This is a genomic window from Collinsella sp. AM24-1 (assembly GCF_003470325.1).
Lineage (GTDB): Bacteria > Actinomycetota > Coriobacteriia > Coriobacteriales > Coriobacteriaceae > Collinsella.
The window spans coordinates 238-13,424 of the sequence record NZ_QRHM01000035.1; the positions used below are offsets into that span (position 1 = coordinate 238).

17 protein-coding genes and 1 tRNA gene are annotated in these 13,187 nt (G+C 53.2%); 1 reads left to right on the forward strand and 17 read right to left on the reverse strand.

The genetic code is table 11. The features are described from left to right. Window positions 1–49 precede the first annotated feature (49 nt). From DW661_RS09565 to DW661_RS09645, 16 genes are all read right to left on the reverse strand, one after another. Window positions 50–1,207: a hypothetical protein gene (locus DW661_RS09565; RefSeq protein ID WP_118935434.1), complete on the reverse strand. Its 1,158-nt coding sequence runs from the start codon at window positions 1,205–1,207 to the stop codon at window positions 50–52. 369 nt (window positions 1,208–1,576) lie between these two features. Further along, window positions 1,577–1,651 (reverse strand) — tRNA-Val (locus tag DW661_RS09570). Window positions 1,652–1,789: 138 nt separating this feature from the next. Beyond that, entirely contained in the window at window positions 1,790–2,578 is a 789-nt protein-coding gene (locus DW661_RS09575) for a DUF3825 domain-containing protein (RefSeq protein WP_233547497.1), read from the reverse strand. A gap of 38 nt (window positions 2,579–2,616) precedes the next feature. Then, complete coding sequence (locus tag DW661_RS09580; RefSeq protein WP_118935435.1) at window positions 2,617–2,811, reverse strand: hypothetical protein; 195 nt, start codon at window positions 2,809–2,811, stop codon at window positions 2,617–2,619. Window positions 2,812–3,004: 193 nt separating this feature from the next. Further along, a complete protein-coding gene (locus DW661_RS09590) occupies window positions 3,005–3,694 on the reverse strand; it encodes a helix-turn-helix transcriptional regulator (RefSeq protein ID WP_118935437.1) in 690 nt (229 codons plus the stop codon). Beyond that, the gene (locus DW661_RS09595) at window positions 3,675–4,343 is read right to left on the reverse strand and encodes a DUF3990 domain-containing protein (RefSeq protein WP_099431746.1); all 669 of its coding nucleotides are present in this window, start codon (window positions 4,341–4,343) and stop codon (window positions 3,675–3,677) included. The genes DW661_RS09590 and DW661_RS09595 overlap by 20 nt, the downstream gene beginning before the upstream one ends. A 198-nt stretch (window positions 4,344–4,541) precedes the next feature. Further along, on the reverse strand, window positions 4,542–4,802 hold the full coding sequence (locus DW661_RS09600; RefSeq protein ID WP_158568440.1) for a nucleotidyltransferase family protein: 261 nt from the start codon (window positions 4,800–4,802) through the stop codon (window positions 4,542–4,544). Between the two features lie 42 nt (window positions 4,803–4,844). Next, window positions 4,845–5,108 (reverse strand): hypothetical protein, encoded by a 264-nt coding sequence (locus tag DW661_RS09605; RefSeq protein ID WP_118935439.1) that lies wholly within the window; start codon window positions 5,106–5,108, stop codon window positions 4,845–4,847. 17 nt (window positions 5,109–5,125) lie between these two features. Then, on the reverse strand, window positions 5,126–5,650 hold the full coding sequence (locus DW661_RS09610; RefSeq protein ID WP_118935440.1) for a hypothetical protein: 525 nt from the start codon (window positions 5,648–5,650) through the stop codon (window positions 5,126–5,128). Between the two features lie 23 nt (window positions 5,651–5,673). Continuing rightward, entirely contained in the window at window positions 5,674–6,264 is a 591-nt protein-coding gene (locus DW661_RS09615; RefSeq protein ID WP_118935441.1) for a hypothetical protein, read from the reverse strand. Window positions 6,265–6,531: 267 nt separating this feature from the next. Continuing rightward, window positions 6,532–7,623: a hypothetical protein gene (locus tag DW661_RS09620; RefSeq protein ID WP_118935442.1), complete on the reverse strand. Its 1,092-nt coding sequence runs from the start codon at window positions 7,621–7,623 to the stop codon at window positions 6,532–6,534. A gap of 641 nt (window positions 7,624–8,264) precedes the next feature. Then, window positions 8,265–8,504, reverse strand: coding sequence for a hypothetical protein (locus tag DW661_RS09625; RefSeq protein WP_089571894.1), 240 nt, complete (start codon window positions 8,502–8,504; stop codon window positions 8,265–8,267). Between the two features lie 395 nt (window positions 8,505–8,899). After that, window positions 8,900–9,220 (reverse strand): hypothetical protein, encoded by a 321-nt coding sequence (locus DW661_RS09630; RefSeq protein ID WP_089571891.1) that lies wholly within the window; start codon window positions 9,218–9,220, stop codon window positions 8,900–8,902. 188 nt (window positions 9,221–9,408) lie between these two features. Then, a complete protein-coding gene (locus DW661_RS10530) occupies window positions 9,409–9,693 on the reverse strand; it encodes a DUF2513 domain-containing protein (RefSeq protein WP_089571969.1) in 285 nt (94 codons plus the stop codon). Between the two features lie 154 nt (window positions 9,694–9,847). After that, entirely contained in the window at window positions 9,848–10,384 is a 537-nt protein-coding gene (locus DW661_RS09640) for a hypothetical protein (protein ID WP_089571889.1), read from the reverse strand. A gap of 10 nt (window positions 10,385–10,394) precedes the next feature. Further along, a complete protein-coding gene (locus DW661_RS09645) occupies window positions 10,395–11,702 on the reverse strand; it encodes a nucleotidyltransferase (protein ID WP_118935443.1) in 1,308 nt (435 codons plus the stop codon). 628 nt (window positions 11,703–12,330) lie between these two features. Between DW661_RS09645 and DW661_RS10185 the strand changes: the two genes are divergently transcribed. Further along, window positions 12,331–12,468 (forward strand): hypothetical protein, encoded by a 138-nt coding sequence (locus tag DW661_RS10185; protein WP_158551191.1) that lies wholly within the window; start codon window positions 12,331–12,333, stop codon window positions 12,466–12,468. Window positions 12,469–12,570: 102 nt separating this feature from the next. On the opposite strand, the gene DW661_RS09650 is transcribed toward DW661_RS10185, so the two are convergent. Next, window positions 12,571–13,187, reverse strand: a 617-nt coding sequence (locus DW661_RS09650) for an AIPR family protein (protein ID WP_199584894.1), incomplete at its 5' end; no start/stop codon positions are given.

Below are 13,187 nucleotides of genomic sequence, written 5' to 3' on the forward strand. Positions count from 1 at the left end.
CATCGCAGACAGCCGACCGAGGGCGCCCGGAAATGAGCAAGGCACCCGTCTAACGACCGATTTCCAGCCAGTTGCATAGTACGTTGGCTCGCAACTCCATTTCCGTCGTCTTTTGCGCCTTAGTTTTGCACCTATAGCGTAATTCCAAGCGCGAGCAAAGACTTCTCACGATCGCATCAAGCTGCTCGGCATCGTTAAGCATGTCGTGCGTAACCAGGAAGACGTCATACCCCATACTTTGCAGCGCCGTCATGCGTTTGGCATCGTGGCCCAGCACGGCGCCTGATCCGTGGATAACCTTTCCCTGAATCTCCACGATGCCTGCTTTCATTATGGTTGGATTTACGATCACGATATCCCCGTAGCAGACTTTTTGCCCTGCAATTCTCTGCGCCGATGCGGTAAGCGGTGTAAGGTCGTTAATATATACGTTTCGAAAGCCGGCACCGCCGCGCGAGCGAGGAAGCGATAGTAATAAAATTCCTGCAACTTCAAGCGGAGAAGCTGCTATACCTGTCACCAGCTGCGCGGCGTTGTAAAACTTTGTACCCCACTTTCGTCTTTTCATCTTACTGGCGTACTCATGAAGCTCGTGTAATTCGATGAGCGGCTTTCTCATCCAGAGCGAAGTGCCCTTTAGCCTTGTGACCTCCTTCGTTTTCTTTTGTCCGTAGGGCTCCTTCGTGTTTACCTGTTCTTTGACTTTTATGCGCGCATAAACGCGTTTCCATTGTGGTTCGTCTTGGCTTTCATCAAGGTCAAAGAGGGATTCGGTGGTTGCATTCTCGGCAGCCTCATTGGCTTTGTCTAGTTCCGCTTCTACTGCTACCGTGGGCTCAAAGACTGAGAACCATCCGCAAAATTCGTACATGGCAAGGACAAGATCGGTTGGAGACAGAAAGCGCGCCATGGTGAATAGCGTCGCAAGTGGATTGGTAACCCTAAAGCTCATCGCGGTTTCCAGCGTGCTATCTACCTCCGAAGCATCATCACAGTGGATTGTTGTCCGTAATCCCGAATGGTAGTTAACGCCGCCGGGTGCTGTCGTGGTAATGATCGGGGTCTTGAGGACTTCGGTTACGAAGGGTGATTGGGATAGGGCCCGCCAGCCGTCTTCTGAGTTGGGCAAGCGCGGGTAGAGGTCGCGCACTTGCGGTGGGCAGCGCCAGTATCGGAACGCGGTGTTTGCGCAGACGATCTCGTCCATGTGGGCCTCCCCTGGTTTCGTCCGCGGGCCGTGCGGATTGCGGGTAAGGTCGATTATCTACTGGCGCATCATGCGGGTAAGTACTGGAAGCTGACCAAATGCTGACCAAATGCTTGACGAGTTCTGCCGAAAAACCGTCGTGTGATAGAAATCCGCTGGAAGGTGCTCTGAGCGTGTGGTCTCTGTCTCCAAATTTGCGCTCGGATCACATGGGGAATTCAATGAAATTACGCATGCGTTTTATATAAACCGAGCAATGACGTCAGCAAAAAAGGTGCGAGAAAAAACGACGCCTTAGACAACTACGATTATCCTTGGTGTCAAAAAGAAAAAGGTCAGAGGCTTAACACCTCTGACCTACTCTTTTGATGGTGGGCGATACAAGATTCGAACTTGTGACCCCATCCGTGTGAAGGATATGCTCTACCCCTGAGCCAATCGCCCGTCGCCTTTCGGCAAAAGAGATACTATCATAGCCGCGCGTGGTTTACCAAGAACTTTTTGCCCCCGATTTTAAATTCGTGGGCGCAAACCGCGCCACTGCAATCAGGGCAGCCGACAAACCACCAGCTCAACCGCCCTTTATCGTTTGATCCATGAGGTCTCGGGGCGGCAGATCAGTCGCGCGTTGTTGTAAGCCATGTCGAGCGTAAGGCAGGTGCGCGCGGCGTAGAAGCCGTCCTCGCGCTGGATGGTCAGCGCCAACTCGGGCTTGTCGCCGGTCAGGCACAACGGTAGCAGCAGCTGGATCCGACCACCGTAGAACTGCGGCACCGCGAGCGTGTAGTTGGCGGCGGCGCGGCGGGCGGCTTCGACGATGGCGCCCTCAAAGGCGCGGCGCAGCAGCAGCGAGTTACCCTCCCCCATCAGGCTGGCGGGAATACGCGTCAGGTTCTCCTCGTCGCCCAGAATGTGGTCGATGTTGGAGCGGATGGGCAGTCGATAGTCAAAGACCAGCTCGGAGGGGTCCTCGGCAAAGCGCACGCGACACGGAAGGTACTCAAACGAGACCAGCATGGGGTCGCTTTCCTTAAAGAAGCCCTTTAAAAACCAGCGCTGGCGCGCGTCGGGCTTGGTGTTGGGCTCAAACAGGCCGTAGATGGTCTCGTAGCGGCGCGTGTACAAGCCGGTATTGAATAGGCAGCGGTTGTCGTCGAACACCAGCGGCAGGTTGGACGGCGCGGTCTGGTCCACGTCGCGCTCGGTCAGGAACACCGCGCGGCTAAACGAAAACGACAAGTAGTTTCTGAGGATGCGGTTCCCGGGACCCCAGTCCTCGGGATCGGCGAGGTCGACAAGGCGGTCGTAGCAGGGCTCGGGGCAAAACGCGAAGTCGTACACATTGCTGCACAGGGTGCTGGGGATCTCCATGTGGTGTCCATTCCATTTCATAGTTAGAGTTTGGATGCTTAGATTTTATACGTGCGACGCACCGTCGAGACACACAACGCAATTGCGGCGCAGCTCGTCGGCGAGTTCTGCTCGCGTGCGGTTTCCGGAAACAAGGTCCTGGATCCAGGCGTAGCCATGGCCTCGAGTAACCTAGCGTCATCGAGCACCAGCGGCGTAACGGGAAGGACCCGCCCGTCAACATCGGCAATCATGAGTTCTCCAAAAGCCTGAGCGCGTTGGGCATGGACGCTATGGTTGTCTCAATTGCATGGTCGATTGACATAATGTCGTCAAGCGAAATATGCGAAGTGGAATCTGTCTCGTACGCAAGCGAAGGATCTTCCTGGCCAGCACAATCAGCACCGTCATCAACTTGAACATAGTTCCAAGGCATGTCCGCTTCCTTTAAATAGATAGGGATGGAAAAGCCTGTGAATCGTACTCTAATACGACGGGTTGCCAGACGATGTCTTCGATGCTGCAGTGTAAGGTTTTTGCGAGCGCCAATGCCGAGGATACCGAGGCACGGCGCAGGTCCAGTTGGTTTTGCTCATAGAGCTGTATGGCACGGAGTTTGACTCCCGATTGGGCGGCCAGCTGCTTTTGGGTCAGGCCGGACGCCTTTCGTGCTGCCTTGAGGCCCTTTTTGCCTGCCTGGGCTTTGTTCCATTTATCAATGACTATCTGGGCGAATTTATCTTCGGAGGCCTCATGAAGCGGATGGTACGAGCCGATAATCCAATCGAGTGGTGCCACATCAAAAAGTTCGCTAAAGCCTAGGCTGCACGTCCACTGCGTGTATGCTAAAACCCAACCTGCCCAGTATTGCGGGGAACGGTCGAACGGATAGGCCTCCCTGAATTCGACGGGCTCCAGACCCGCGTGAACAATGATCTCGCGCGCGAGCTCGTCGCCCGCCATGCCGCAGACGACGCGAGGCATACCGCGCTCAAACTGTTTCATCTCAAGAGCGTTCGACATGATCGCCGTCAACTCGGCTGGAGTTAGCCCTTGGTCACAGAGAGCAAAATCGACCGCCTCGCCCAGCGTTCTCATTGCATCCTCGAGATACATCTCACTGTAGGCGTGGGTCATCGCCCGTCATCCCCTCTCGAATGATATCGACGATACGTATTCCCTCAAACGGGTTTTCGGCAAGGAGCTCCCGATACTGCGCCCTTGCCGCTTCATCTCGTTCCTTGGCCAATGGACCATACAGAGCTTGCTGCGCACGTTCAAATCCAGCAAAACGAATGCTCTTAAACGCACGCTCGCTTTTGAGCACAATCTGCTCCCCCAGGTTACCGAGCCTCATAGATCGTCCAAGCTGATCGACGGTGATCGTATTGTTTACAAAAGCTCTGGCATAGCTAAAGTACGAGTCGTCCGCACGCCACCCCCTTATTACGTCGCAAGTGCTCGTCTGAGGTAGAAAGTGATCATGGAGATATTCGCACGCCCCCGCGGCAATGGCGGTATCTTTGCGAAAAGAACGATGCTCAACGAGCAACGCTATCCAATGCAGGACGCAATATTGCGGCGATAGCAAGTCGAGAACTTTGAGATCGGCTATATCGAGTTCATAGCGATTCGCAAAGCCATCGGCATCGCGCGAGCATGCCCATTCCCTTGCAAGGTCGAGGCTCTCTGTGCAATAGAATCCCTGTCCATAGTCGTTATGGATTTTCCCCAGGCCAAGCTGGGGAGTCTCAATGATTTTCTGAGAACCATGCCACAGTTCCACGCGAGTCTCCTAACAGGTATCGCTCTAGCGAGAGTATAACATACTATCGCTAGAGCGATACCTGTATTCAAATAGCAAGAGGGTGTCTGGAACCGAGTTTGAGTTTAATACTGGCTTCTAAGGCTCGCCGTGTCCGGAAGTATGCGACAAAATTCAGACTTGCTGATCACGCCGGAGCACACTAACGCCTCGTCCTGCTTACAGAGCTTCATAGACACGCACCTCATCTTGCTCGATGCTTTTGCGGAATGCCGGGCGCATGTACTCTGGTGGGTTGGTGACGATATCAACCTTTCGCCTAAGTTCCCTCTCGAGCTCATGGGAGAGTTCGTAAAGCGTGCCGAACGTCATGGTGTTGCCGCAGACTAGGCGCAAGTCAATATCGCTATCGGGCGTTTGCTCGCCTCGGGCAAACGAGCCAAATAAATAGGCTTCGCTGACGTCGTATTGAGCCAGCACGCGGGAGGCGACGGTGGATATGTCGGAAGGCGAAATTATGGGTTATTTGCCGTTCAGCAGTAGAACGTCAGGGGCCAGTGCCGATACCGCGGGTCCGGCTTTTTGCCGTTCTGCAAGCTCGAAGATAAACGAAGCGTTTGATCTAACGAACTCGGTCAAAAAATCTAGATCGTCAGTAGAAAAACCTTCGACATTGAACCAATTAACCGCAGGCAAGAAGCATTCCGCATGGTCAAAGCCAGGGCCAACCGGACGCTCGACGGCTACGCGAACGGTCCCGTCATCCCTAGCATAAGCAGAGTTCATTACTCCGCCCTGCTGTCCTAGATAAACTCTCCCGTCTCTAGGTCAACGAAGTCCGCGAGCTTTATCTTTCCGGAGAAGCCTCTCCCCTTGTACTTTCCTGCGTAGGTCTCAGTGTCGAACTTGAACGAAATGTTATACAGCTTTCCAGTCTTTGTCTTCCTGATTAGCCCGTTTTCCAGCATGTAGCTCAGTACCCTCTTATGGCTTTCTCTATCGTTACCGTTTAGGTAAAAGCAGCAGACACCTTGTTTCGAGCCCGCCGCGATGAGCGTTTCGGGGTTCGAGTATTTGGCCTCTACGACGACGCCATCTAGAACTGCCGTTCCGACAATGTCGTCCATGAGGGCGGTTTTGAATGGAGAGAAGAAGAACATCCATTTGCCGCATTGAACGGGATCTATGTCGTGGATTCGCTCCTTATTGATAAACCAAATCCATGAGAACGATTTGACCCTGGCAATCGAGCCGGATTCGTTAAGAAGCGTTTCTTCGACGGACGGCGTTAATTCTTCGTTGTTGCCTGTGTTATTTGAGCTTGCCATTTCATTTATCCTAACAGTCGCCCTTAATAAAGCTCCTCGCCAGCAGCCTCGAGCGCTTGTATCGCTGTGCGTTTTAGCTCATTGAGACTTTCGTAGCCGCTTCCCGACAGCGGGATTATTCGCACGTTGAATGAGTCACCGTACTTGTAGTCGGCATACACATCGCAATTGCCCCTACCGAGAAACTGTATGGCCGCCCGATCAATTGCCTTTGCGCTTTGGCCTACGTAATATAGATTCTTGGTTGCATTGTGGACAATGAAGATGCCAGTAATTTCGCCTTGCTGTGTCAGGGCCTTTTGCTGAGCCATAAACTCTTCGGCGCTTGCGACGATTTGCGGATCATTTTCTAGGAGCGATTGGCGTATCCCCAGCAGTTTCTCTTGCTGCTTTGATGCTGTAATAACAAGAAGGAGTCCGTCCAAAAAAAGAACAAGCCAAAGAGCAAGAAAGGAAAAGAAAGCGAACCAAATATGTTGGCACTCGATGACAGAGCGGAAAAGAGACCGACAATTGCCAATTACAAGACCAGTAGCGCTGAAGACTTTTCCAATCGGGATGAGCCTTCTTGGAGGGGCCGATGCGACGGTTTTGATTTGATAGTAGTTCCTCATGGTATGACTCCAGTGATATAGGCAATTGGGTTCAAATGGAGCTTTATAAACGGCAGCATTTGGATTGCAATTATCTTATCGCTCTGGCGGATGGGGTGTAAGGCTCAACATCGGTAATAGATCGAGAGGCAGTCGAGCTGAACAAAATAGTGCCGTCGCAGCGATAGCTGATACGGCACCAATCTCTAATAAATTGATTTAGTAGAAAGCTAAAGACTTCTGCAATGGCTGCATTCACTTCTCCCCTGGTCTCACTTAAACGAGGCCTTAGCAGCGATATGCGGCAGCCAAGAGCGCTGTTCCGAGAATGAAAAGCGTTGAGGAAGCGGCGATCCAGTTGTTGTCGGCAGTCTTGGGGAGTGCCGCTGCAGTCGCAGCGGCGGTTTTTGGCTCGAAGGACGCGGTCACCGTCGTCTTGGTCGTTGTGTTTGTCTTGGGCGACGTAGCCGCAGGCTTCACCGGGGGATCCGTCGTTGGCACCGCACCGGGTTGCCCCACAGCAGGATCTTCACCACCAGCAGTTTCACCAGCCCCGCCACCTGGCACGTCGCGCCCGTCGGTCTCCCCCGCCGGAGGCGTGGCGACATCGGGCTCAATCACCACATGCAATGCCGCAGCCCCGCCGGCATCCACTACGCCACCAGCACCAAAAGCCCCACCGGCAGGCGTCACAAACCGCGCGGACACAAGCGACCCGCCCAGGCAAGCAACGCCGCCGTCGGCACCGGCCGCATCAAGCCGCGATTCGTCGACGGAAAGCCGACAGCCGGCCGCGCCATCGCCAAGGCTTAAGTCCTGCAGATACACGCCATAGGCGCGCACGCCCGCTCCGGTCCCTGCGCCGGCGGCAACGACGCGCCCGCCGCCGCGCACGGCCATGTCGCCAGCGATCACGCCGGCGACCGCCTCGTCCGTGATATCGGCCCCGTCTGCCCGGACATCGACGGTGCATCCGTCCACCACGAGCGCCCGCGAAACGTGGATCCCGCACTGCGAGCCCGTCGCCGTCAGGGTCCCGGTACCGCGAAGCGTCAGGTTGCCCCACACCTCCATGCCGCACAGCGTGATGTCCGCATCGGGCGCATGCGACTCCGTCACGGAGTTTTGCCCGGCAAGCGTCAGCACCAGGTCGCCTTCGGCGCCGATGGCCTCGCCCGCGTAGCCGTTAAGCTCAAGGTGGTCGGCATCGGTCCAGGCCCAGCCGGGGCCCGATACGCCCGGCTCGCAGTACGTCGCGCCCGCGATGATGAGGCTCTCCGCGACCGCGGCATAAGAAGGCCCGCCCAGCAAAACGCATAGGCAGGCCATGGCAACAATCGCAATGTAATGACGGCTGGTGTAGGACTCGGCAGCAAACATACCCGCTCCGATCTTCGCAGGAGCCAATAGAATGTGCACCAGAAAATGCCCTGGTAGCAGCAGCTATTAGTTTAGCGAGATCAATGCAGGAGCAAAGAGAAATCGCGTAAGCGATGTCCACAATTAGGTGTAAATCGTTTTGTCAGTCGGTGAAAGGAAGGATAAAATTACGAATGCGAGCGCCACGTCCTCCACAAGTTCTAGAATTTCAGAGACAAAGTCGAAGGGACATGTTAAGGTGCAGTCAGTAAACCTGCCCGGCCTCTGCTTATCATGCACACTGGCGGGTCTTTTTTCAAGTTCTAGGAGCCGAGATAAGTTGGCGGCGGAACGCTTGTTAATCGGCTTCTCCGGATGCTTGCCGATTCGATCGCTCAGGAAGTAGCTCTTAGGGATCCCCGGGTCGTGCGGTCCGTTGCCAAGGTCGCAGTTGATGACTATGCCCAAAGAGGGACACGAGCACGTCGGTCAGAATGCGTTCGGTGGCCAACTTGGCGAAACCCGTCTACGGGCATGGAAACAAAACAAGCGACGCTGCTAATTAGTAGCGCCGCTTGTATCAAACGTCATTGCTCCGGTGAGCTTGGTGGATACTCATAGGTAAGCGAGTCGAGGCGTCCAAGTCTTATGAAAATGACAGTCTAACTCTTGGCCAAGCCAGAGACATATCCCAACGCGTCGGGAAACGACGAGCTCACGGCATCCAGCAGCACGAAGAGCTTGATGCAAGTCTTGCGTCGGACCGGCTTGTACATCATACCGTGCTGGAGGAAGTTTCGGTTAAGCTCGCCCTCTCGCTCGCGGTTGAAGTCATCTCCCGACCTAAAGAAGTAGTCCACGGCATCGCATATGTTGGCAAAGTCGATTAACGAAATGGCCATTGCGGGGAGCTCACCGTTACTTCCATCCGAAAGCGAACGGTTCAGTTTTTCATCTCGCGAGACCAAGACCTTTGTTTATGATTGTCCCTCTCATCTCACCTAGGCCCACAGCATACGCGAAACAGCTCTCGGTCAATAAGCGAGCAAAGCATCATGGCACAGGGCTTATAGTGCCTCTCGCGGAAGAGCGCGACGGCCTCGAGAAAGTCAACTTTCTTGGTAACACTGCTCTCAAGGCCAGCAATAAGGGCGTCAACATCGAGGAATGAGAGGTAGACGGCATCGGCTTCCCCCAGCGTCGAGGGGCAGTGCGGCGGGGAGTTGTAGGTGAACTGGTTGTTCGTGATTGCCCAGCCATACGAGCCCCAACGCCTCGAATCCTCGAGGATGGCCTCTCAGTCGAGCGAAGCGCCTATCTCCGCTAACTGCTTCATCAAGGAGGCTAGGTTCGAGCAGATGGACTCTCGTAACTCGTCAAGAACACCGAACCAGGAGCTCAGTTGCAAGCTAAGCTGGTCGGCAAAGCTAAAGAGGCCTTCGAGGTTCTTGGTGAATTGCTCGGTCATGGCGCGCACGGAGTCCTGGATCTGTGCAAGGCCTTTGAGGTGCGTGGCGCACGCGGCACAGATGGCGTCCGAAGTGCTAGGAGGAAGCTTTACGATGGCGCCAGAGCCGGCGGCGGTATCGGCAAGCTTTATTCGCTTGACTCTGAGCAAACACCGCCCTGCTGTTCATTAGACAAAGTTAGCTCCTAACACGCGATATCCGAACGAGCCAAACTCGGAAAAACAAAGGGGCTCCGAAGATGATACTCCGGAGCCCCGAATGCTTGTGCTACGCGATTGTTCAAAGGACTTGAGAAACCTCTAACATGCCACTTCTTGCGCAAGGGCAAGAGCTGAGCCTATTGCAAGCCGTATTGTTTGAGAGACGAGTTCGTAGCACCTTCAGCCGTCGCCGTAATGAATGCGAAAGAAATCGTCCTAACGGTCTTTGCAACGAGAGGTTGCCCCCTGTCCCTGGCCGCCTTCTTAATCTTGCCCCACCTCGAATCGTCCTGAATCCTGTCGAGGAAGTCATGGCCTTTCCAGCTCAGCGAGCCGACGCTGAAAGTCCAAATTTCGTCATCCGCGTATTGAACGCTGTAGTGACCAAGGCAAAACTGCTTCGAAAGCGAGTTTGCTGGTATAAGCTATAGCTTCGGCAGAATATCCATCAATCTTGAGATTGATGGGGGCCGAACAGCCATAGTCGTCTAATTTCATGCCAGGATATTGGGGTTTCGTGGCATAAAGATACGGAAAGTGCAGTTTTCGGGGTTCCAAAAACCCTGCAACATCAGCCTATTCCAGGTCGCTCTTTTTGAATGAAGTAGATAGCATCATGAGCAGAACGTCGTTCACTAACCTGCCTCGGAAATTGCAAAGCGCGGTAAATGCGGTTTTGCTAAGGAGCCCCATCTCATCATCGTCGATTCGGCCCTTTTCCGGCGGGCAGTGAACGATAAGGCCGCATCGAGAGCTCTTGCTGTTGATAATCTCTCTAAAGTCATCTTTGTTTAAATATCCGTAAACCACAATCAGCAGGAGCGCATCCTTTACCTTGGATATATGTTTATCCGAAACGCGTTGTATGTTCTTCCTCTTGATCAGACCAGAGTCGGAAAGATCCTCTTCGAGATCGTGGTAGTCCTCGTCATTCGCAACAATCATTATCTTCTTGCCGTACAGCGCAAAGCCAAAGCGCCACGCCGCTTTACCGAGACGCGTGAAGGCTCCGATAACCATTGCGATGACCGACAGGAATCCGATGAATTCGAGCACGAGAGATATGGTTCCTTCAACAGAAAGAATGCCAGAGATTACGTTGTTGATATCCATCGATTAACACCTACTCAACATTGATGAAGAACGGGTTGCTCCAACGGACGCAATAGCCCCTTCGAATTACAAAACATTGAACATAGTGTTTTCCCGTATACGCCGTCTCCTCGCGACGGGAAGTCTTTTCTATGTTTGGGAGCTCGAAACCACCCCTAGGGCAAACCTTCATAGCTTCATCGCCGGTATTCGTGACCTGCCACTTTACCTTGCCATCTTTTACCGGCCCACAGTTCACTCTGTACATGATAGTGGAGCCCTTCGGTATGGGCGCGCCATCGTTTTCGAGTACTCGTATTTCTCCTGAAGGCAATTTGACCGTTGCCGTAATTGTTGCATTTGGCTTACGAGCCTGCATGGGGAAGCCTAACGGTTGCCTGTGCTGAACAGACAATGCGTACTGTTGATTTTTTGACTTAGCTGATGACGTGGTTCCGCACGAAGGGCCTCCCGATGGGAAGTTGTTTCCAAGTATTTGCTTCCAGACGCTGTTGCCGGTTCCCTCATCCGCAAGATGCGAGAGGTGCTCGTTGAGTTTGTCCACGAACTGGGCGAAATCGTTATAGCAGTACTTTCCGGCAAGGTTGTTTCCCTCTATGGCTGGATCCTCAATGAAGGGAACCTGGTACGAGTCGAGTTCATCAGCGTATGCAACCGCAAGGTTTGCCATTACCTGCATAACGCAATCCTCGATTGACAACCCTGCTTCAGGGAGGTTGTCGGCGATCATCTTCTCAAGGGTGATGCCCTTAGGGAACTTCACCAAACTTGGGCAGTTCTCCCTTCTCCACCACTTCATTATCTTCACTAGAGGCTTGTAATCCCCGTTGAACTCTTTGTTAACCTCAGTCGACCAAGTGAGATGCTCTTTTGGATTCGTCTGCCTCCATTCGCTATCGTCTTTCGAACCGATGTAGAGAAGGCCGTCTTCATCATTGACCAAAGGGACAACATCGAGATGGAAGTTTGCCATGTCAATGCCGATGGAATGCGTTTGCACTCTGACGTTCTTGTAGCACTCGCGCTCACGTATCGCATCCTCGAGCTCGAGCAAGACGCAAAACGGGGAATCGTTGATGGAGTGGTTTGTCTCAACGATGACGTCAATATCGCAGCTGTCAGAATCTTTCTTCGGTCGTATGAAGGTCTGCTTGGCGTATGAACCCGAGAGGTATGTGTCCTTGCATATAGCCCCATAGGTCTCACTTGCCTTAAGATGGTCCCTGAGATTTCGGTGAAGTCGACTCGCTTCATCAATGGTGCTCTTGCTGGGATTGATGTCCTTCAAGAATGATTCAAAGTCTGCGCTATTTGTCATATAACCGCCTTTCCAAACAGATGTTCTAGTGTCTGACATTATAACAACCGTGCTTTAAAAATGTGGTTTTTAGAGCCATTGCTAGGCACAAGATGTTGCGGTCTCATTCCATCCGTACGATTCAGGAGCTGTCTGGCAAGCAGGAGGACAGAATGGAGCCTCAAAGCCCCCTTGAAGTCATTGAGATTCTTGTCGATTTTCGAAACATTTGCGCGCGACGATCGGCTTTGCTGTGCAAGGCCGCGCGGGCGCGATTTAAGCAATATGCTCCACTCGCTCGAGAGGGTTTTGCCCACAAGCGAGATGCCGGAACTCGTCAATGAGCTCGACTCTGTACTACTGAAGCATCCTACATGTCCACAGCAGAATCACGCTGGAAATCGCAAATACAATGGTGGCTTTTTTAAGGCCGCTATGAGCCAAAGCTGCCAAAGAGCAACAAACTAACTACAAACCATTGGCCTGCAAAAGCCCCGTGCATTGCAGCCAGCAGCGGTCTGCAATGCACGGGCCTGCCGTTGTGCTATGTACGTGAGATTCATACAGTGGTCTACTGCCCCTGTGCCCTGTACATGCCCTCGGTTGCCTCATGGGTGCCGCCCGGACGGGTCCGCCCCCGAGAAGCCGCATGAAGGCGAAGAGGAAGGCGAGCAGAATGGCCTTCCTGCTGCACCTGATTGGAATGGGCATGGGGCTGTGCACGCTCGTCGTCTACGCTTGTATCAAGGTTGGGGCTGAAAGCGAAGCGGCTGACTATGCGGGCTGATCAGTGAGCGTCAAACTGTTCGGAACCGAATGGAAAAAGAGAGGCCCTTTGCAAAAAGGACCTCTCTGCTGAAAGCATTCTAGAGAGCAGCCTTGGATTACCTTAAGGTAACTGTAGCGAAATCTTTTCCTTGACTTTGGTTGCCATGGCGTAGGACTTAGCGGTTTTGGATGTTCCGCCAAGGGCCAGATAAACATCCAAAACCATGTCCGCAACTTCTTGAATAATTTCATCCGACAGCTTGTCAAGGTCGAGTTTCTCTATGTCACCGAACGTCAGGTTATCTTTTTTGGACAAGATGGAAGCAACGCCCATTATCACGTAAAATCGTATGTCGCTTATTTGGGACCCTTCTAAGTCTCTCTTAATTTGCGGAAACCTCAAGCAAACCTGTTTTCCAAGGCTAGCGGCTCTGTAGTAAGCCTCAAGGTTGCCATCCTGCCCAAATATTTTCTTATACTGAGCCTCGTCAGACAAAAGCGTCGACGGTCTTGCTCTTGCCTGATCCGGTCTGCCGAGAAGTATCGACATCATGCATTGCGCAAGAAAGGAGAGGGTTACGATCTCCTCCCTCTTCCTCCCCTGGTTTTTGTAATAGTTCTTCCGCCTTTCGTAATACAACCCATTTCTTTTCATGTAGAGTTCGATTTGAATATGGATTTGGTCAGTAGCGCGAAGGGGGGTGCGGACAGAAAGTTGGACCGCGGGGCGGTCCGGAC